This is a genomic window from Lutibacter sp. (genome assembly GCF_033723435.1).
Lineage (GTDB): Bacteria > Bacteroidota > Bacteroidia > Flavobacteriales > Flavobacteriaceae > Lutibacter.
Window position 1 is genome coordinate 48,645 of the sequence record NZ_JAWVXC010000008.1, and the last position, 19,650, is coordinate 68,294.

Annotated in this window: 21 protein-coding genes; 10 read left to right on the plus strand and 11 right to left on the minus strand. The window is 27.8% G+C overall.

All coding sequences use genetic code 11. The features are described 5' to 3' along the window. Positions 1-77: 77 nt before the first annotated feature. Positions 78-2,348, plus strand: a complete 2,271-nt coding sequence (locus R3342_RS11620) for a M1 family metallopeptidase (RefSeq protein WP_318940399.1) — start codon at positions 78-80, stop codon at positions 2,346-2,348. Between the two features lie 49 nt (positions 2,349-2,397). On the opposite strand, the gene R3342_RS11625 is transcribed toward R3342_RS11620, so the two are convergent. The 4 genes from R3342_RS11625 to cysS are packed head-to-tail and all read right to left on the minus strand — an operon-like array spanning position 2,398 to position 5,565. After that, the gene (locus R3342_RS11625) at positions 2,398-2,973 is read right to left on the minus strand and encodes a pentapeptide repeat-containing protein (protein ID WP_318940401.1); all 576 of its coding nucleotides are present in this window, start codon (positions 2,971-2,973) and stop codon (positions 2,398-2,400) included. A 9-nt stretch (positions 2,974-2,982) separates the two neighbouring features. Continuing rightward, a complete protein-coding gene (gene lgt / locus R3342_RS11630; RefSeq protein ID WP_318940404.1) occupies positions 2,983-3,798 on the minus strand; it encodes a prolipoprotein diacylglyceryl transferase in 816 nt (271 codons plus the stop codon). Positions 3,799-3,809: 11 nt separating this feature from the next. Then, on the minus strand, positions 3,810-4,085 hold the full coding sequence (gene yidD / locus R3342_RS11635; protein ID WP_318940407.1) for a membrane protein insertion efficiency factor YidD: 276 nt from the start codon (positions 4,083-4,085) through the stop codon (positions 3,810-3,812). Position 4,086: 1 nt separating this feature from the next. Then, positions 4,087-5,565, minus strand: coding sequence for a cysteine--tRNA ligase (gene cysS / locus R3342_RS11640; RefSeq protein WP_318940409.1), 1,479 nt, complete (start codon positions 5,563-5,565; stop codon positions 4,087-4,089). 229 nt (positions 5,566-5,794) lie between these two features. Between cysS and R3342_RS11645 the strand changes: the two genes are divergently transcribed. The 6 genes from R3342_RS11645 to R3342_RS11670 all read left to right on the plus strand — a co-directional run bounded on the left by R3342_RS11645 (position 5,795) and on the right by R3342_RS11670 (position 11,759). Then, positions 5,795-6,547 (plus strand): glycosyltransferase, encoded by a 753-nt coding sequence (locus R3342_RS11645; protein WP_318940411.1) that lies wholly within the window; start codon positions 5,795-5,797, stop codon positions 6,545-6,547. Between the two features lie 11 nt (positions 6,548-6,558). After that, on the plus strand, positions 6,559-7,980 hold the full coding sequence (locus R3342_RS11650) for a glycosyltransferase family 39 protein (protein WP_318940412.1): 1,422 nt from the start codon (positions 6,559-6,561) through the stop codon (positions 7,978-7,980). Positions 7,981-8,097: 117 nt separating this feature from the next. Further along, positions 8,098-8,811, plus strand: a complete 714-nt coding sequence (locus R3342_RS11655; RefSeq protein ID WP_318940414.1) for a glycosyltransferase family 2 protein — start codon at positions 8,098-8,100, stop codon at positions 8,809-8,811. After that, positions 8,811-9,431, plus strand: coding sequence for a lipid-A-disaccharide synthase N-terminal domain-containing protein (locus R3342_RS11660; protein WP_318940416.1), 621 nt, complete (start codon positions 8,811-8,813; stop codon positions 9,429-9,431). The genes R3342_RS11655 and R3342_RS11660 overlap by 1 nt, the downstream gene beginning before the upstream one ends. Before the next feature lie 9 nt (positions 9,432-9,440). Continuing rightward, positions 9,441-11,066 (plus strand): phospholipid carrier-dependent glycosyltransferase, encoded by a 1,626-nt coding sequence (locus R3342_RS11665; protein WP_318940417.1) that lies wholly within the window; start codon positions 9,441-9,443, stop codon positions 11,064-11,066. 12 nt (positions 11,067-11,078) lie between these two features. After that, on the plus strand, positions 11,079-11,759 hold the full coding sequence (locus R3342_RS11670; RefSeq protein ID WP_318940419.1) for a hypothetical protein: 681 nt from the start codon (positions 11,079-11,081) through the stop codon (positions 11,757-11,759). Here R3342_RS11670 and R3342_RS11675 read toward each other — a convergent pair. The 5 genes from R3342_RS11675 to R3342_RS11695 are packed head-to-tail and all read right to left on the minus strand — an operon-like array spanning position 11,749 to position 15,741. After that, positions 11,749-12,318 carry a phosphatase PAP2 family protein gene (locus tag R3342_RS11675; RefSeq protein WP_318940421.1) on the minus strand — a complete coding sequence of 190 codons (570 nt, stop codon included), beginning with the start codon at positions 12,316-12,318 and terminating at the stop codon, positions 11,749-11,751. The genes R3342_RS11670 and R3342_RS11675 overlap by 11 nt on opposite strands. Before the next feature lie 7 nt (positions 12,319-12,325). Beyond that, positions 12,326-13,447 (minus strand): peptidylprolyl isomerase, encoded by a 1,122-nt coding sequence (locus tag R3342_RS11680; RefSeq protein ID WP_318940423.1) that lies wholly within the window; start codon positions 13,445-13,447, stop codon positions 12,326-12,328. A gap of 18 nt (positions 13,448-13,465) precedes the next feature. After that, the gene (locus R3342_RS11685; protein ID WP_318940425.1) at positions 13,466-14,200 is read right to left on the minus strand and encodes an FKBP-type peptidyl-prolyl cis-trans isomerase; all 735 of its coding nucleotides are present in this window, start codon (positions 14,198-14,200) and stop codon (positions 13,466-13,468) included. Beyond that, positions 14,187-14,720: a gliding motility-associated peptidyl-prolyl isomerase GldI gene (gldI, locus tag R3342_RS11690; RefSeq protein ID WP_318940427.1), complete on the minus strand. Its 534-nt coding sequence runs from the start codon at positions 14,718-14,720 to the stop codon at positions 14,187-14,189. Before gldI ends, R3342_RS11685 begins: the two co-directional genes overlap by 14 nt. Continuing rightward, positions 14,710-15,741: a bifunctional oligoribonuclease/PAP phosphatase NrnA gene (locus R3342_RS11695; RefSeq protein WP_318940428.1), complete on the minus strand. Its 1,032-nt coding sequence runs from the start codon at positions 15,739-15,741 to the stop codon at positions 14,710-14,712. Before R3342_RS11695 ends, gldI begins: the two co-directional genes overlap by 11 nt. 82 nt (positions 15,742-15,823) lie before the next feature. Between R3342_RS11695 and R3342_RS11700 the strand changes: the two genes are divergently transcribed. Beyond that, complete coding sequence (locus R3342_RS11700; RefSeq protein WP_318940431.1) at positions 15,824-16,858, plus strand: alkaline phosphatase D family protein; 1,035 nt, start codon at positions 15,824-15,826, stop codon at positions 16,856-16,858. Between the two features lie 64 nt (positions 16,859-16,922). Beyond that, positions 16,923-17,342: a nucleoside-diphosphate kinase gene (locus R3342_RS11705; RefSeq protein ID WP_318940432.1), complete on the plus strand. Its 420-nt coding sequence runs from the start codon at positions 16,923-16,925 to the stop codon at positions 17,340-17,342. A gap of 47 nt (positions 17,343-17,389) precedes the next feature. Here the strand turns inward: R3342_RS11705 and R3342_RS11710 are convergent, their stop codons facing one another. Further along, positions 17,390-17,686, minus strand: coding sequence for a DUF721 domain-containing protein (locus tag R3342_RS11710; protein WP_318940433.1), 297 nt, complete (start codon positions 17,684-17,686; stop codon positions 17,390-17,392). Then, positions 17,686-18,765, minus strand: a complete 1,080-nt coding sequence (gene recF / locus R3342_RS11715; RefSeq protein ID WP_318940435.1) for a DNA replication/repair protein RecF — start codon at positions 18,763-18,765, stop codon at positions 17,686-17,688. The genes R3342_RS11710 and recF overlap by 1 nt, the downstream gene beginning before the upstream one ends. A gap of 114 nt (positions 18,766-18,879) precedes the next feature. On the opposite strand from recF, the gene R3342_RS11720 reads away from it, so the two are divergent. Continuing rightward, the gene (locus R3342_RS11720; protein WP_318940437.1) at positions 18,880-19,644 is read left to right on the plus strand and encodes a tetratricopeptide repeat protein; all 765 of its coding nucleotides are present in this window, start codon (positions 18,880-18,882) and stop codon (positions 19,642-19,644) included. The last annotated feature ends 6 nt before the right edge of the window (positions 19,645-19,650 follow it).

Consider the following 19,650-nt stretch of genomic DNA (forward strand, 5'->3'; position numbering starts at 1 on the left):
TAAATATTTAACATTTAATACAAAAATAATTACTTTCGGATTTTATTACTTTTTTATCACCCAAACTATAATCAAATATGTTAAAAAAAACTTTATCTTTCATTGTTGTTTCTCTAATTTCAACAATGATATTTGCTCAAAATTCTGAGCAACAAAATCCTGTTCAAAAAGGACATTACAACATCAGCAAGTTCAGACAATTAAAACAAGAACTTCCCACCCCAAACAATCAGCATACTGCTTCTGGAGCTCCAGGTTTTGAATACACTCAACAAAAAGTGGATTATAAAATGAATATTATTTTAGATGATGACAATCAAAAAATATTTGGGGAAGAAACCATTACATATCATAATAATTCAAAAGATAATCTTGAATATTTATGGGTGCAATTAGACCAAAATATGCGTGCGCCAAATTCTAAAACTCCAGATATTAATGGCAGTGGACCAGGTGTATTATATTCTCCTTCAAAATTTACAAAATCCTTCATGGGTAAACCTTTCCAAGGTGGTTTTAACATAGAATCTATTACAAATATGGAAAATAAACCATTAGATTATATGATTAACCAAACCATGATGCGAATTGACTTATCCGAACCTTTAGCATCAGGAGCTACTTATAACTTTAAAATTAAGTGGTGGTATAATATTAACGATTATATAGCTTTACAAGGTAGATCAGGTTATGAACCTTTTCCTGATGGAAACAAAATTTATATAATTGCACAGTTTTTTCCTCGTTTAGCAGTATATAATAATGTAGAAGGTTGGCAAAATATGCAATTTTTTGGAAGAAGTGAATTTGCACTTGAATTTGGAGATTATGATGTATCTATTACTACTCCAAAAGACCATATTTTAAATGGTACAGGAGTTCTTCAAAATCCAAAAGAAGTTTTTACAAAGAAGCAATATAAAAGATATGAAGAAGCTAAAAAATCTTTTGACAAACCACTAGTAATTGTTACTCAAGATGAAGCGATAGAAGCTGAAAAAGGACATGCAACAAAAACAAAAACTTGGAAATTTAAAGCAAAGAATGTTCGTGATTTTGCTTTTGCTTCTTCTCGTAAATTTATTTGGGATGGTATGGCTGTGGACATGCATGGTAGAACCGTAATGGCATACTCATTATATCCAAAGGAAGGAAATCCGCTTTGGGGAGAACACTCAACTAAAGTTGTTGCCAATACACTTAAAGTTTATTCTGAACATACTATTGATTACCCGTATCCACAAGCTACATCCGTAAATGCTAAACGTCAAGGAATGGAATATCCTATGATTTGTTGGAACTATGGAAGACCAAATCCTGACGGAACTTATACAGATAGAACAAAATATGGAATGATTGGTGTTGTTACTCACGAAGTAGGTCATAACTTTTTTCCTATGATTATTAATTCAGATGAACGTCAATGGACTTGGATGGATGAAGGCATTAATTCGTTTGTACAAATTTTAGCAGAAAGAAATTACGATAAAGATTTTCCTATTTCCCGAGGAATTCCTAAAGGAATTACAGGATATATGAAAGGAGATCAATCTAGAATAGCTCCAATTATGTCACAAGGAGATAATGTTTTTAATTTTGGCGCTAACGGCTATTCAAAACCTGCTGCTGGATTATATATGTTACGACAAACCATTATGGGACCAAAATTATTTGATAAAGCTTTTAAAACTTATGCTAAACGTTGGGCTTTTAAACATCCTACACCTGCAGACTTTTTTAGAACTATGGAAGATGCTTCCGCTATGGATTTAGATTGGTTTTGGAGAGGATGGTTTTACACTACTGGAAGTAATGATATAGGTATTAAATCGGTTAAAAAATATTACATTACTGACAAGCCAACTAAAAGAGCTCAAAATATGGCTAAAAGATATGGTATAACTGTTGATCAGTTACCACCATCCTTATATTTAGTATCTGAAGATAGTGATGAATTCACTAACGATATGAAAAATAAAAAGCCTACAGATTTTCCTAATTTAAAAAACTATATTGATAAAAACTTTTCTGCACAAGAACAAAAAACATTAAAAACTCCAAAGTATTTTTATGAATTAACTTTTGAAAAACCTGGAGATTTGGTAATGCCAATTATTGTTGAGCTTCAATATGAAGATGGCACCAAAGAACGCAAACAATATCCAGCTCAAATATGGAGACTTAATGATAAAGAAGTAACTAAAGTTTTTCCATCTACTAAGGCAATTAAAAAGATTGTTATTGATCCTGATCAAGAAACAGCAGATGTTAATTTAAAAAATAATAGCTGGCCTAAAAATACCGAATCTAAATTCGATAAATTTAAAAAGCAGCATATTAAGAGTTAACAACTAATAAAAAATAGGAAAAAGGTCATTTTAATAGAATGACCTTTTTTTATGGGATTATTTCTATATTATAATCTTGTAGAAGCCCTGAAAGTCCTTGTTGAGAAAATTTAGCTCCTTTAATATTATTCAATTCAGGATTAATTTTAAAATTAACTGCAGTACTAAAGTCGGCTAAGGACAAATTAGTTGAATTAAAAATAGTTCCAGATAAATCTCCATTTTCAAAAACAGCTCCTGTCAAATTAGCTTCCGTAAAATCAGCTTCAATTAACTTACAATCTTTAAATAAAATTTGTTTAAGGTTTAATTTATAAAAAGAAGTTATGTTTATATAACAACCTATAAATTTTAGAGAAAGTAAAAAAGTATTACATTCATTAAATAGTATACCTACTAATTTACAACCATTAAAAATAGCGTTTTTAAAAGAAGTATTTTTTAAGTTAGTATTACTAAAATTGCATGAAATAAATTCACATTCTATAAAGGAGCTATTTGACAAATCGATAGCTACAAAAGAACAGTTTATAAAAGTACAAGTATCGTATTCCGCTTTTTCAAATTTTTGAACAGAAAAATCTACTTTTTCATAGGTTATCTCGTCAAAAAATAAACTCTGCATTTTAAAAATTTATACTTTCGGTTTTTTATACATTAAATAAAAGCCAACAATTATTAAAGGAATACTAAGAATTTGACCTGTGTTTAAAAACCATTGTGCTCTATCATCAACTTGTGCTTCTTTGAAGAATTCAACAAAAAATCTAACCGTCCAAAGTAATACAAAAAACAGTCCAAAAATATAACCTAGTTTCTCTTTCTTATCTGTTTTCCAGTATACAAACCATAAAATTAAAAAGATAATTAAGTAACTTACCGATTCATAAATTTGCGTAGGATGTCTTGGAAAATCTTCTCCTAATTTTCTAAAAATAAATCCATAATTAGAATGTGTTGGTTTTCCAATAATTTCAGAATTCATCAAATTTCCTATTCTAACAAAAATTGCACCTGCTGCAACTGGAATTGAAATTCTATCTAAAATATATAAAATAGGTTTTTTAAGTACTTTTTTACTATATAAATACATAGCAATTATTAGCCCTATTGCAGCTCCATGACTTGCCAATCCTGCATAACCTGTAAATTCAAATTTTGGACTGAACTTAAAAGGTAAAATTACTTCTAACGGATGGTGAATTAAAAACTGAGGATCATAAAACAAAAAATGTCCTAACCTTGCTCCTGCCAATGTTGCAATAACTGCATACATAAATAAGGAATCCAATTTTTCTAACGGAATTTTATCATTAATAAAAATCTTTTTCATTAAATATAAACCTAGCATAAATGCTATAACAAACATTAAACTGTAATAACGAATAGCAAGTGGGCCTATTTTAAATAATATTGGTGACGGATCCCAGTTAATGGATAATAAAATCATATTTTAAATATTTATTTTTTATGTTTATGATGTTTTTGTTGTAGTAATTCTTCTTTTGAAGGAACTGGATCGTAACCACTTCCCCCCCAAGGATGACAACTTCCTATTCTTTTTATAGCTAACCAACCACCAGTAAAAATACCATGTTTTTTTAAAGCTTCAATAGTATAATGAGAACAAGTTGGAGAATATCGACAACTCGATGGTGTATATGGCGAAATTGCAGCTTGATAAAACCTAACCAAGCCAATAAAAGGTAACGCTAATATTTTTGTAAAACCTTTCAATTTAATTTACAGTAAATGATGTGCCATCTTTACCATCTTTTAATTGAATTCCTAAAGCTAAAAGTTCATCTCTAATTTTATCGGATAAAGCCCAATCCTTATTAGCGCGAGCTTCATTACGCATAGAAATGAGTAATTCTACTACTCCTGATATTTTAGAAGAACTATCCTTACTAACCTCATTTTGCAATCCTAAAATATCAAACACAAATACATTTATTAGTGCTTTAAATTCTTCTAAATCAGCCTTACTTAATGTTTCTTTTCCTAATTGAAGTAAATTAATATACTTAACCGCTTCAAAAAGTTGAGCAATTAAAACAGGGCTGTTAAAATCATCATTCATAGCATCGTAGCATTTTTGTTTCCAGCTATTTATATCTATGCTTGATGTTTTATTTTCTTTTATATTTTCTATTTGATCTACTGCTTCCATTAATTTTAAAAATCCTTTTTCAGAAGCTTCTAAAGCATCATTTGAAAAATCTAAAATACTTCTATAATGCGCTTGCATCATAAAAAATCGAAGTGCACTTGGCGAAAATGCTTTTTTTAGTAATTTATTTTCACCTGTAAATATTTCATTAGGTAAAATATAATTTCCTGTTGATTTTGCCATTTTTTGACCGTTTAAAATCAACATATTAGCATGCATCCAATAATGAACTGGATTAACATTATTACTTGCTTTAGATTGTGCAATTTCACATTCGTGATGCGGAAATTTTAAATCCATTCCGCCTCCGTGAATATCAAAAGTTTTACCTAAATATTTAGTACTCATTGCGCTACATTCTAAATGCCAACCCGGAAAACCATCGCTCCAAGGTGAAGGCCAACGCATAATATGTCGTTCATCTGCTTTTTTCCAAAGAGCAAAATCCTGTGGATTTTTCTTTTCAGTTTGGCCGTCTAATTCTCTGGTATTATGAATTGAATCTTCTATTTTTCTTCCTGATAAAATTCCATAATCTTCTGTTTCATTATATTTTAATACATCAAAATAAACCGATCCATTAACAATATATGCCAATCCTTTATCTAAAATAGTTTTAATTATTTCTATTTGATCTACAATATGACCAGTAGCTGTTGGTTCAATACTTGGTGGAATATTATTTACTTTTTGCAATATATTATGAAAATCTATAGAATAGCGTTGTACCACTTCCATTGGTTCAATTTCCTCTAAACGTGCTTTTTTAGATATCCTGTCTTCCCCTTCATCTGCATCATTTTCTAAATGACCTGCATCTGTAATATTACGCACATATCTAACCTTATAACCTAAATGTTTTAAATAACGAAACACCAAATCAAAACTCATAAAAGTTCTAACATTTCCTAAATGAACATTACTATAAACCGTAGGTCCACAAACGTACATACCTACATGACCTTCTAAAATTGGTTTAAAGATTTCTTTGGTTTTGCTTAATGAATTGTATATTTTTAATTGGTTGGTTTTGTATAATTCCATTAAAATTAAATTGAAATTTAGGCTGTAAAGATACTAAAATTATGGTACGTTAAATATGGATTGATTTACTAAATATATGTTAACAAAAATAAAATTTACTTACTAAATAATTGCTGTGTTTTATTATTAAAACATTATTTTAGAAGTAATCCATAAAATTGAAATAAAAAATTAATTTTACAAAAAATAATAATCGTAAATTCATTGCTTTTATTTATAGATATTTTAAATGCAAAAAACCGTAAAAGCCAAAACAAATACTTGTATTATAATTCCTTGTTATAATGAAGAAAAAGGATTGCCATTAACAGAATACGAAAACTTTTTACATGAAAATTTTGATGTAATTTTAAATTTTGTAAATGATGGTTCTTCCGACAATACATTATTAGTGCTTGAAAATTTAAAAAACAAGTACCCAAATAATGTAAATGTAATTAGCTATGAAAAAAATAAAGGAAAAGCAGAAGCTGTTAGGTTTGGCATGCAATATTCTTTAGAACATTTCGACTTTAATTATATTGCCTATTTAGATGCTGATTTAGCTACTTCATTAGAAGAATGTAATGAAATGACTCAAAATTTCAAGAATGGAATTACCTTTGTTTTTGGTTCTAGAATTAAAAGAGTTGGCGCAAATATTGAAAGAAAACGATCTCGCTTTTTAATTGGAAGAGTTATTGCGACTGCTATTTCAACCATTTTAAAATTACCTGTTTATGATACACAATGCGGTTGTAAAGTTTTTACTAAAGAGTTAGCAAAAGAAGTATTTACTAAACCTTTTATTTCAAAATGGCTATTTGATGTAGAAATATTTCAAAGAATTATGGAAATATATGGAAGAGAAAAATCTTTGGAAAAAATGATTGAAATTCCATTAAAATCTTGGATTGAAAAAGGGGATTCTAAAGTAAAAGCTACTTACTTTTTTAAACTATGGATAGATTTATTTAGAATTAGCCAACTATCAAAAGTATAATAACATTTAATATGTCATCAAAGAACATTAAAAACACTCGCTTATATTTAATAATTTCTGTAATCACAATTATTGTATTCAAATTTATATTAACAGCCGCAATTCCGCTACTTGACAAAACAGAATCTAGATATGCTGAAATTGCACGGATTATGGCAGAAACTAAAGAATGGGTAGTCCTTCAAATTGATTATGGAGTTCCTTTTTGGGCTAAGCCACCTTTATCTACTTGGCTTTCTGCGATAAGTTTTGATATTTTTGGAGTAAATGAGCTAACCGCAAGGCTTCCTTCTTTTTTAATTAGTTTACTTATTATTTATATTGTTGGTAAAAGCATAAAAAAAACAAATATCACTTTTTATCTGATTGCTTTCATTTTATTAACTATGCCTGAATTTTTAATTCATACTGGTGTAGTTTCTACCGACACAGCTTTAAACTTTTGTGTAGTTATTATAATGCTTTCCTTTTGGAAATCTATGGAAAATGAAAATAAATTCTTTTGGAATTATTTATTTTTTATAGGTATTGGTTTAGGATTTTTAGCCAAAGGTCCGCTAATTTTGGTATTAACTGGACCTCCAATTTTAGCATGGATATTGGTTCAAAAAATAAAATTAAAAACTGTTTTTACAAAATTACCTTGGGTTTTAGGTATTTTATTAGTGTTAGTGATTGCAGTTCCTTGGTATATTTTAACAGAAGAAAGATCACCAGGATTTTTAGATTATTTTATTGTTGGAGAACATTTTAAACGCTTTTTAGTTCCAGGTTGGAAAGGAGATTTATATGGTAGTGGGCACTCTCAACCTAAAGGTATGATTTGGGTGTTCTTATTTATTTTTACTTTTCCTTGGTTGCAAATAGTGCTTATTAAATTATGGAAAAATCGTAAATCTATTTTAAAGAGTAAGTGGGTTTCGTACTTGGTGTTTTGGCTAGCGTGGACTCCTTTATTTTTTACCATGTCTACTAATATTTTACATACTTATATTCTACCAGTAACTGTTCCTATTGCTTTATTGACAGTTTATTATTGGGATAATTATACTAATAAAAAAGTAATTTTAGGCTTAGGTTCTATATTTCCAATATTGGCAATTATAGCTTTTATTGGAATTTCATTTACAAGTAAGACAGAAAATTATATGAATTCAGATAAGTATTTATTACAACATCAATTTGTTAATAGCACAAATAAATCTATTCCAATATTTTATTGGAAACAGAAATCATATTCTGGTCAGTTTTATTCAAAAGGTAAAGCTAAAGTGGTGAAAAATGAAAAAGAGTTAGATTCTGTTGTTAATACCTATCCTAAAGTATATTTTTTAGTAACTAATAAACTTAAGAAAGATATTTCAAAAGAAACTTTATCAAAAATGACTTTATTAGAATCTAATTACAAAACATCTATTTATAAAACAGAATAATAATATTTATACTTAATAAATAGAAATTTTATGAAGTATTAATAATACAAATAAATAGGTTAAATTTGCCAAAATTCTAATTAAAAAAGAGTTTAATATTTAAATTATTAAATAATAATGCATTACGAGTTCACTATAATAGTTCCTGTTTTTAACGAAGAAGACAATTTAAAACGTGTTGAAACAGAACTTTCTAAATATCTTAAAATAGCTACCAAAAAAACAAAAGTGTTATTTGTTAACGATGGAAGTAAAGATAAAAGTCAACTATTAATTGAAGAAATTTGTAATTCAAATCCCGATTTTTCTTTTATTGAATTCAAAGAAAACAGGGGGTTAAGCGCTGCAATTACTGCTGGATTTAAAAATGTGGATACTGAATTAGTTGGATATATTGATTCTGATTTGCAAACTACTCCTGAAGATTTCAATTTATTATTAAATGAAATTGTAAACTACGATTTAGTTACTGGAGTTAGAGCAAATCGAAAGGACTCATTTGTTAAAAATATGTCGTCTACTATTGCTAACGGAATTAGACGTTCTTTTACGCATGACGGCATGGATGATACAGGTTGTCCTTTAAAAGTTATAAAAACGGAATACGCAAAAAAAATTCCAATGTTTAAAGGATTACACCGTTTTTTACCTGCAATGATTTTATTACAAGATGGCAAAATAAAACAAATACCTGTACAACATTTTCCAAGAATTGCTGGAGAAGCAAAATATGGTTTGTGGAACAGATTATTAGGCCCGCTTATGGATTGTTTTGCCTACCTATGGATGAAGAAAAAATACATTAATTACGAAATTGCTAAAAAAGGTTAATGAGCAACTGGTTAATTTATAGCATAGGTTTTTTTGCTCAAATTCTATTTTCTGGTAGGCTAATTTTACAATGGATTTTATCTGAAAAAAGCAAAAAAGTTTTAACTCCTTCTATATTTTGGAAACTAAGTTTATTTGCATCCTTTTTATTATTTGTTTATGGTTATTTACGTAATGATTTCGCCATAATGCTTGGTCAGGCACTTACCTATTTTATATATATTAGAAATTTACAATTACAAGGAGAATGGCAAAAAGCGCCTAAATTTTTAAGAATATTTTTATGGATTTTCCCTTTATTAATTGTTATTTATTCATTTAATAACAACACTTACGATTTAGTTAAACTATTTAAAAACAAAGATATACCTTTTGCACTTTTACTTTGGGGAAGCATTGCTCAAGTAATTTTTACATTGCGTTTTGTATATCAATGGATTTATTCAGAAAAAAATAAAGAATCTTCTTTACCTTTCGGGTTTTGGCTATTAAGTTTAATTGGATCGTTAATGATATTAGTTTATGCTATTTTACGTAAAGATCCAGTATTATTTGTTGGTCATATAATGGGTTCTATTATTTATTCGAGAAATATAATATTATCAAAAAGACATTCTTAATTTTATATTATGATTAAAGTTTTTGAAAAATATCCTATTGCAAGTTTATCTATCTTAGTTTTACTAATGTTGCTTGTGCATTTAAACGTTCCAAATGTTACAATTATGGAAGCCAGAAACTTTATTTCTGCACGAGAAATGATTCAAGATAATCATTGGATTTTAACAACAATGAATGGTGAACCTCGTTATCAGAAGCCTCCATTACCTACTTGGCTAACAGCAATATCTGGGTTAATTTTTGGAGTAAATAGTTTATTTGCTTTACGATTACCAGCAGCTTTAATGGTTTTATTTTTAGGAATTTTTGTTTACTTATTATCTATAAAATTATTCCTTCCTAAACTTCAAAGTTTTAACAATAGTTTAATTGTAGTAACTTCTTTTTATGTTATCGGAATTTTAAATGAAGCGCCTTGGGATATATTTGCTCACGGTTTTATGACTGCTGGAATTTATTTTTTGTTTCAGTTTTTTCAAAACTCAAATAAACTATGGGTTAATGCCTTGTTAGCTTCCTTTTTTGTTGGATTATCTTTTTTAAGTAAAGGACCTGTTTCATTATATGCATTGTTTTTACCTTTTATTATTTCTTACGGAATAGTTTATAAATTCAAAAATTTTAAAAGCAAAACCATTTCTTTTATAAGTTTTATAGCATTGTTTATAATTATTGGTGGATGGTGGTTTGTTTATGTTAGAGTGGCAGATGCAGATGCATTTCTAAAAATTGCTACTAAAGAAACTGGTAATTGGAATAGCTACAATGTAAAACCTTTTTATTATTATTGGAGCTTTTTTACACAATCTGGTATTTGGACTATCCCAGCTTTTATAAGCTTATTATATCCTTATTTAAAAAAACGAGTACAAAACAAAAAAGCTTATCAATTTACGTTTTGGTGGACAATAATTGCAGTAATTTTATTATCCTTAATTCCAGAAAAAAAACCTCGCTACTTAATGCCAGTTTTAATTCCATTAGCATTAAACACTGGATTTTATATACAATATTTAACACGAAATTTTGCTAAACTAAAAAGTAAAAAAGAAACTATTCCTGTCTATTTTAATTTTGGATTGATAGCAACAATTGGTTTATTATTCCCTATTATTATTTATTTTTTGTTAAAAAATGAAATTCCTAATTTTCTAGTAAGTTATATTTTAACTACTATAAGTTTGGTTTTAATAGGTTTTTATATCATCAAAAATATATTAAAAAAGAATATTCAAAATGTATTTTATTTAACTGTTCTTTTTATTGCTGCTGTACTTATTTTTGGTTTACCAATTTCAACTAGTTTAAATAAAAACAATGCTTTTAATGAAATTAATTCACTACATCAAATTGAAAAAACTAATAACATTACTACCTATTCAATAGGAGAAGTAACCCCAGAATTATTGTGGAATTACAATGGAAAAATAAAAGATATTTATAAAAACAACGAATTAAAATTGCCTAAAGAAAATAACTTCGGACTTCTTTTATTAAATGAAGATGTTTCTAATATAACAAAAAAATTATCTAAAAATTACCAATTAAATTTAAAAGAAACTTTCAATTTAAATAAAGGCTCAAAAAATAAAGAAAGATTAATTAGACAGCTTTATTTAGTTTCAAAAAAATAGTACTTTTGATATATGAAAACTAAAACACTTACAAAAACAGACATCCTTGGCTATGTATTTTTAATAATATCTTTTGCTTTTGGACTTTATTATGCAAACACAGATTTAAATTATTTTGATACTGTTTATGCAGTTGAAGATGGCTTTGTTGAAAATAGTCAGTTTGTACTACTTTTATGCTCTAGCATATTATTATTTTTCTATTTTTTTAAATTCTTTAAACATAAAAATGTCTATTGGAAAATAGGTGTTTTGGTTATGGCTATCGCATTCTTTTTCGCTTCTGGCGAAGAAATTTCATGGGGACAACGTATATTCCATATTCAGTCTTCTGAATACTTTATAGAAAACAATGCCCAACACGAAACCAATTTACACAATATGGTTGTTGATGGAGAAAAAATTAATAAACTTATTTTCAGTCAATTGTTAACTGTAATGTTAGTTATTTATCTATTAATACTTCCTGTTGTATACAGAAAAGTAGCTTCTATAAAAAAATTAGCAGATTTATTTGCTGTGCCAATCGTAAAATGGCATCATACTATAGCATTTTTAATTGCTACAGGATTAATTGTTTTTGTTCATTCGGAAAGGAAATGGGAACTATATGAATTAGCATTTGCAGTTATTTTCTTTTTAATCTTTTTAAATCCGTTTAATAAAAAAGAAATTTTTACGGCTAAATCTTAATTTTTGCTAAAAAATAGATTAGTAATTTATTAAATAGTGTTCCGTATAAAACACCAAATAGCATCCCTGTAATTACGTCTAAAGGATAATGAACACCCACATATATTCTACTATATGCAATTACTAATGCCCAAAAAATTAGAATAGAAAATAAATATTTATAGCTATTTTTTAATAACAAACCAAAAAATACAGCTATTCCCATAGAATTAATAGCGTGTCCTGAAAAATAACCATATAAACCTCCACAACCTTCTTTAACGATTCTTATTATAGAAGAAATATCATTATTATGGCAAGGTCTTAATCGCTTAAAACTATATTTAAATAAATTACTAGTTTGATCAGAAGCTAGAACTAATAGTACTCCAAACAATAGTACAATAAGCGTTTTTTTTAAACCAAGTTTTTTATAAGTAAAATATAAAAGGATAGCATACAATGGGATAGAACTGAATTTATTGGTTACAAATAACCAAAATCCATCCCATTGTGTACTACCTAAATTATTAAGGTAGATAAATAATTCAATATCTTTATGAATTAAAAAATCTAACACTTAGTATCTAATTTTTATCTGAATTATTGGCTAAACCTACTAATTCCAATTCAAAAACTAGGTCGGTATTTGGAGGTATAACTGTTCCTGCTCCTTGTTCGCCATATCCTAAATAAGATGGAATAAAAAGCATAGCCTTATCTCCTATCCGCATATGTTGCAAACCTTCTTTAAAACCTGCAATTAAACGAGCATCTGGACCATAAACTGTTGTAAATGGAGCATAACCATGCTGCTTATCTTTTGCCTCATTATATACCTGATAAGCTTTCGCAACGTTTTTGAAACTTGTATCAAATAATTTTCCGTTGGTAAAGTAACCTGCGTAATTTACTTTAACTTTTACGCCTTTTTTTGGAAAATCACCATTTTTAGTTTCTGTAATGGCTATTTTTAATCCAGAAGGTAATAATTCAGCTTTTCCTAAATTTTGATTTATTTTAGCTACAGTATTATCCATTGCTTGCTGAATTTTTTCTTGCTTTATTTTTAACTCTTCAGCATATTTTTTATAAAAATCAGAAAATTGTTTTTTTGCTTTAAATTTCTTAGCCGCAGATCCAATCTTTATAATCTCTACAGATTTTATTGTATCGTTTTTAGCGATAGAATCTACTACATTTTGTCCTTTAACAACATATCCAAAAACAGAGTGTTTGCCATCTAACCAAGGTGTTGCTTTATGTGTAATAAAAAACTGACTTCCGTTAGTATTAGGTCCGGCATTTGCCATAGATAAAGTACCTGCTTTATCATGCTTTAAAAGTAGATTTCCATTTGCATCTTTTGGAAATTCATCTTTAAAACTATAACCTGGGCCACCCTCACCTGTTCCAGTTGGATCTCCTCCTTGAATCATAAAATCTTTAATAACTCTATGAAATAACAATCCATTATAAAATGGTTTTCCTTTTAAAGAATCTATAACTTCTTGATTTGTACCTTTTGCTAAAGAAACAAAATTTGCGACGGTTATAGGTGTTTTATCGTAAGTTAATTTTAGTAAAATTGCTCCTTTATTAGTTTTCATATTTGCATATAAACCATCATCTAAATTTGCATATTTTGTTGGCTTACAAGAAATAATTGTTAAAACGGATAGAATTATTAAAAATTTTATGTTTTTCATTTCAATATTTTTTTAAATTTATTTTTTAGGAATAGCTACTAATTCCACGTCAAAAATTAATGTTGAGAATGGTTTTATAACTCCACCTTTACGAGGAAAAGCTCCATATGCAAGATCCTGAGGAATAAAAAACCTGTATTTTGCCCCAACTTTCATTAATTGTAAACCTTCTTTCCATCCTTTAATAACTCTGTTAACATAAAATTCAACAGGTTTTTTATTTTTTGCTGAACTATCAAACTCAGTTCCATCAATTAAAGTTCCTTTATAGTTAACTTTAACTTTAGATGTTGCTTTTGGAGAATCTCCTTTTCCTTCTTTTAAAACCATGTATTGCAATCCACTTTTAGTAACTTTTACTCCCTTTTTGGTTTTATTTTCTTCTAAAAACTTTTCATTTTCTTTTTTAACATCTCCATATTTCTCTTCGACTTTTTTTATAGCAGCTTCACGTTGTTTTTCTCTCATTTCAGCTTGACGTTTTTGAAAAAACGCACTTAAAATCCCATTAACTTTTTTGGAATCAATTAAAATATTAGTTGAATCAAGTCCATCATTTACTCCTTGTAAAAATAATTCTTTATCCACATCTTCAAAATTCATCTTTAACTTATTCGCAATATCTAAACCTATTGCATAACTGACTGTGTCTATTTTAGTATTTAATGTTTTTTTACTAGAAAATCCTTGTTTATTACAAGAACTTAATGATACTACAACAACCATAATGATTGCTAATTTAATTACTTTCATTTTTGTTTATTTGATTTAATTTAACTTTAAAAATTAGTGGCTGATTAACAGCTATTTTATTTTGATCACCAGAATAACCATAAGCAACATTTGATGGAAATAAAAAAGTAATTTCATCTCCTTGTTTCATTAATTTTAAACCGATTTCTAACCCATCAATAATATCTTGCTTATCTACCCAATAATGTGCTTCTTTTTCCTTATAAATTAATTTATCATTCACATTGTACACACTAAAGGTGTATAGTAACTCATCTCCTTTTTTTGGGAAATAATTTCCATTTCCCTTAGAGTCATATTTATACCAAAAACCATATTTAGAAGCGTAATAAGTGCTTAAAGAATCTTTCTTTATTACTTTCTTTAATATAAGTTCTTCTGCAGTTTTAAGTTTATTATTTAATTCTATTGAAGTTTCTACTTCTGAAACTGATTTTCTAACAACAGGGAATCTTGGTTTTGGTTTTTGACAAGATACAACCAATAAAACTGTCATTACAAATAAAAAACTACTCTTCATATGAATTTAAAAGTTCTTTTTGATATTTAGGAATTATTCTCAAAAAATCTGATATTGTAGCATCTAAAGAAATATATGATTTTCCTCCAGCTGCATTATCATGACCTCCTCCATTAAAATGAGCTCGTGCAAACTTATTTACTGAAAATTTACCCTTTGATCTAAAAGAAATTTTTATAATCTCTTGATCTGTATCTTCAATAAAAATGGTCGCAAAAATTATTCCTTTTAAAGACAATGCATAGTTAACAACTCCTTCTGTATCTCCTTTTTGAAAATTAAACTCATCTAAATCTGACTGACTTAAAGGAATATATGCAGTTTTTAATTTATCAATTACCACCAAATTACTTAACGCTCTACCTAATAATTGTAATCTTCCATAAGAGTTTGTATCGTAAACATTATTATATATTTTGGCGTTATTTGCTCCTTTATCAATTAAATTAGCAATAATTCTGTGTGTAGTACTTGTAGTAGATGGAAACCTGAATGAGCCTGTATCTGTCATAATTCCTGTATATAAACAAGTAGCAATAGTATTATCCAACAAATCTAAATCCTCTAATTTTTCCATAAATTGATATACCATCTGACAAGTAGAACAAATAGAGGTATCTGAATATAAATACTTAGCAAAATCATCTGGTTGTTGATGATGATCAATCATAAAAACAGTACCAGTAAAAGTCTCCAATTTTTTCTGCATATCATCACCTACTCTACTCAACGTATTAAAATCTAGCAAAAATAATATAGACGCCTCATCAATAGCACTTTGAGATTGCCTGTTTTGCATATCATATTTAAAAACATCTTTAGAATTTGGCAACCAATGTAAAAATTCTGGATAATCATTTGGAGAAACTACCGTTGTATTATGTCCTTTATTTTTTAAGTATTGATATACTGCTAAGCTAGCTCCTATAGCATCTCCATCTGGGTTTCTATGTGGAACAACAACTATGTTTTTAGGACTTGAAAGCAATTCCTTAATCTCCTTTATTTCGTCTTCATTCATATGAAGCAAATATACAATATATTGATAAACGTTACTTTGAATAAATAATTACATTTGTTAAAATTTACTTAATAAAATAACAATGACTCAAATTAAACAATTATTCCTGATTTTTTTACTTCTGGCATCTTGTAAAAACAATAAAAAAACAGATGCTACTTCGGCTTCAAATATACATAGTGATTTTACCATTGCTTTTGGTTCTTGTAACAACCAAAACTTACCAAATTTATTGTGGAAAGAAATTGCTAAAAACAACCCTTCAATATTTATTTTTGAAGGAGATATGATTTACAGTGATACAGAAAATATGGAGTATCTTAAAAAAAACTATGATCAACAAAAAAATAACCCTGATTATAAAAAATTCGTTAAAAAAATACCTGTATTAGCTACTTGGGACGACCATGATTATGGTGAAAATGATGGCGGAGCTGATTATCCTAAAAAAGTAACATCACAAAAACTTTATTTAGACTTTTATAATGTTCCTTCTGATGATGTTAGAAGGAAACGGGAAGGTGTATATTATTCAAAAAACTTTAAAATAGACACTACTAACATAAAAATTATTTTATTAGATACACGCTATTTTAGAACTCACTTAACTCCGGATACTACCTCAAAAAAAAGATATAAACCAAATAAATATGGACAAGGTACTATGTTAGGTGATGCACAATGGAAATGGTTACAAAATGAATTAGAAAACTCAAAAGCATCTTATACCATAATAGCTAGTAGTATTCAGTTTTTATCGGATCAACACGGATTTGAATGTTGGGGAAATATGCCTCACGAATACGATAAACTTATTAAGTTACTTGCAAGTACTAAAACTAAAAATGCCATTATACTTTCTGGAGACAGGCATATATCTGAAATATCAAAAAAAGAGTTTAAAAATTTAAATTATCCATTAATAGATTTTACTTCTAGTGGTTTAACACATTCATATACTAATTTTAAAAGTGAAATAAATCCATACAGAATAGGTAAAGTTATTCCTTATAAAAATTTCGGATTATTAAAATTCGATTTTAAAAACAAAAAAGTGATTATGGAAACCAGAGGAGAAAAAAATATACTTTATGCTACTTATACTCAAAAATATTAAAAAATATTACTTTAAAGTATAAAATAGTATATTTGCCCCGATTTTATTAATTAGAACACTTAAAATGATTACAAACAGAACTTTTACAATGCTTAAACCTGATTCTGTAGAAAAAGGGTTTATTGGAGCAATTTTAGAAAAAATAAACGCAGCTGGTTTTAGAATTGTTGCCATGAAAATGACTCAAATGACGGTGGATGATGCTAAAGAATTTTATGCAATTCATAAAGAAAGACCATTTTTTGGAGAATTAGTAGAGTTTATGACTCGCGGACCTATTGTTGCTGCAATTTTAGAAAAAGAAAATGCAGTTGAAGATTTTAGAGCTTTAATTGGCGCTACAAATCCTGAAGAAGCTGCAGAAGGAACTATTAGAAAATTATATGCTTCTTCTATGGGAGAAAATGCTGTTCATGGTTCTGATAGTGACGAAAATGCTGCTATTGAAGGTGCTTTTCACTTTTCTGGCAGAGAATTATTTTAAAAAAAATTAAAATAACATAAAAAAAGCTCGATTTTTATCGAGCTTTTTTAGTTTAATACTATTTTAGAAATAAGTTTTTCCCCTAATTCTTCATTCAACATTTTTATAATTTTTTCTTTACCATAACTCAACTCTTCACGCAAAACAGAAGAATTTAGTTTTACATATAATGTTTTACCATTTAATGTTACACTTTGTGTATAAGAAACAACACCTTTACCCATAATACTTCCCCATTTTTCTTCCACTAATAATTGCTGCATGCCTTTGGTAAGTTTATTTTCTTTATAAACATCCTGTAATAAATCTTTTAATTTAAAAAATTCGTTTTGACGTTTTGCCATTATAGTTCAAATATTTTATAGGTTTGGTTAGATTGTTTTACAACTTCTTCGGTTCGTTCTTTATGGGTGTCACTAATAAATAATTGACCAAATTCATCACTATTTACTAGATTAATAATTTGAGCCACTCTATTTTCATCTAATTTGTCAAAAATATCGTCTAACAATAAAATTGGTTTTATTTTCGATTGCTTTTTAATAAAATCAAACTGTGCTAATTTTAAAGCTATTAAGTACGATTTTTGCTGTCCTTGCGAACCAAACTTTTTAATAGGATATCCATCAATTTCAAAGCTTAAATCATCTTTATGAATACCCACACTAGTAAACTGAAGTACTCTATCTCGCTCAATGTTTTGCTCAAGTAAAGTTAGCAAATCATTTTCATTTAATTGTGTTTTATAAACTAAATCTACTTGTTCTTTACTATTAGAAATAGCTTGGTAGCGTTTTGTAAAAATCGGAATAAATTCTTTTAAAAAAGCTTCTCTTTCTTTATAAATTATATTTCCATAGTGCTGTAATTGCTCGTTATAAACGTTTAAATTTACAGAATCGAAAGTCCTATTTAAAGCAAAATATTTTAATAACGAATTTCGTTGAGCTAATACTTTATTATATTTTATAACATTTTGTAAATAGTTCTTATTCGATTGAGAAATTACATTATCTACAAATTTTCTTCTGGTATCACTACCTTCTGTAATTAAATCTCTATCTGCTGGAGATATTATTACTAATGGCAAATAACCAATATGGTCTGAAAATTTTTCATAAACCTTTCCATTCCTCTTTATATTTTTTTTATTTCCTCGTTTCAAACTGCAAACAATGGTATCAATTCTATCTTTCATTTGATATTCTCCTTCAATAACAAAAAAATCTTTTGTGTGATTTATGTTTTGAACAGCTACTGGATTAAAATAACTTTTTGCGAATGAAAGGTAATAAATAGCATCTAAAACGTTGGTTTTCCCAACTCCATTATCGCCTACAAAACAATTTATTTTATCCTCAAAATCAAAAGATTGCGTCTCAAAATTCTTAAAATTGATTAGGTTTATTCTTTTTAAATTCATTTTACCATTTTAGCCGGATAAAATTATTGAAAATAAATGAAAAATTAGCTTGAAATGGATTTTTACTTTTCAATTAAATATTCTATTTTTGCGCCTACAAATTATACAAGTTAAATGGCAACATATAAAAAAACAGGTAGTAAATCAAAAAAAGGAAATAATTCGGTTGGTAATAAATCTACAACTGCTGAAGTATTTAACACCTTAGATGAAACAGCAACTAAATCTGAAAAATGGGTTAAAAAAAATGAGAAAATGCTATTTATTTTATTAGCACTTGTTGTTGTTTTTATTTTAGGAACAATTGGTTACCAAAAATATATTAAAGGACCTCAAGAAAAAGAAGCTGCAGATGAGTTAGCTTTTCCAAAAGCATATTTTCAAAAAGCAATTACAAATGATGTTGCCGCAGATAGTTTATACACTTTAGGTTTAAATGGTGCTGATGGTAAATATGGTTTTATTGATGTTGCAAAAAAATATAGCGGTACTAAAGCTGGAAATTTAGCAGATTATTATGCTGGAATTTCATACTATAAATTAAAAAAATATGATAAAGCTATCGATTATTTAGAAAAATTCACTTCTGATGATGAAGTTTTAGGTCCAATAGCAAAAGGCGCTATGGGAGATATCTTTTCTGATATCAACCAACCTGAAGATGCTTTAACCTATTATTTAAAAGCAGCCAATTTAAAAGATAATAATTTTTCTACGCCATTATATTTATTTAAAGCTGGTAACACAGCTATGGATTTACATAAATATAGTAAAGCATTAGACGCATTTAACAGAATTAAAAAAGACTATCCTAATTCTGATGAAGCAAGAAATATTGATATTTATATAAGTAAAGCAACCTACGCATCTAAAAAATAAGATGTA

Bases quoted from the DNA above. Each gene is read 5' to 3' on its own strand.
- R3342_RS11620 (WP_318940399.1), top strand. From the start codon at position 78: ATGTTAAAAAAAACTTTATCTTTCATTGTTGTTTCTCTAATTTCAACA.
- R3342_RS11625 (WP_318940401.1), bottom strand. From the start codon at position 2,973: ATGCAGAGTTTATTTTTTGACGAGATAACCTATGAAAAAGTAGATTTT.
- lgt (WP_318940404.1), bottom strand. From the start codon at position 3,798: ATGATTTTATTATCCATTAACTGGGATCCGTCACCAATATTATTTAAA.
- cysS (WP_318940409.1), bottom strand. From the start codon at position 5,565: ATGGAATTATACAAAACCAACCAATTAAAAATATACAATTCATTAAGC.
- R3342_RS11645 (WP_318940411.1), top strand. From the start codon at position 5,795: ATGCAAAAAACCGTAAAAGCCAAAACAAATACTTGTATTATAATTCCT.
- R3342_RS11650 (WP_318940412.1), top strand. From the start codon at position 6,559: ATGTCATCAAAGAACATTAAAAACACTCGCTTATATTTAATAATTTCT.
- R3342_RS11655 (WP_318940414.1), top strand. From the start codon at position 8,098: ATGCATTACGAGTTCACTATAATAGTTCCTGTTTTTAACGAAGAAGAC.
- R3342_RS11660 (WP_318940416.1), top strand. From the start codon at position 8,811: ATGAGCAACTGGTTAATTTATAGCATAGGTTTTTTTGCTCAAATTCTA.
- R3342_RS11665 (WP_318940417.1), top strand. From the start codon at position 9,441: ATGATTAAAGTTTTTGAAAAATATCCTATTGCAAGTTTATCTATCTTA.
- R3342_RS11670 (WP_318940419.1), top strand. From the start codon at position 11,079: ATGAAAACTAAAACACTTACAAAAACAGACATCCTTGGCTATGTATTT.
- R3342_RS11680 (WP_318940423.1), bottom strand. From the start codon at position 13,447: ATGAAAAACATAAAATTTTTAATAATTCTATCCGTTTTAACAATTATT.
- R3342_RS11685 (WP_318940425.1), bottom strand. From the start codon at position 14,200: ATGAAAGTAATTAAATTAGCAATCATTATGGTTGTTGTAGTATCATTA.
- gldI (WP_318940427.1), bottom strand. From the start codon at position 14,720: ATGAAGAGTAGTTTTTTATTTGTAATGACAGTTTTATTGGTTGTATCT.
- R3342_RS11695 (WP_318940428.1), bottom strand. From the start codon at position 15,741: ATGAATGAAGACGAAATAAAGGAGATTAAGGAATTGCTTTCAAGTCCT.
- R3342_RS11700 (WP_318940431.1), top strand. From the start codon at position 15,824: ATGACTCAAATTAAACAATTATTCCTGATTTTTTTACTTCTGGCATCT.
- R3342_RS11705 (WP_318940432.1), top strand. From the start codon at position 16,923: ATGATTACAAACAGAACTTTTACAATGCTTAAACCTGATTCTGTAGAA.
- R3342_RS11710 (WP_318940433.1), bottom strand. From the start codon at position 17,686: ATGGCAAAACGTCAAAACGAATTTTTTAAATTAAAAGATTTATTACAG.
- recF (WP_318940435.1), bottom strand. From the start codon at position 18,765: ATGAATTTAAAAAGAATAAACCTAATCAATTTTAAGAATTTTGAGACG.
- R3342_RS11720 (WP_318940437.1), top strand. From the start codon at position 18,880: ATGGCAACATATAAAAAAACAGGTAGTAAATCAAAAAAAGGAAATAAT.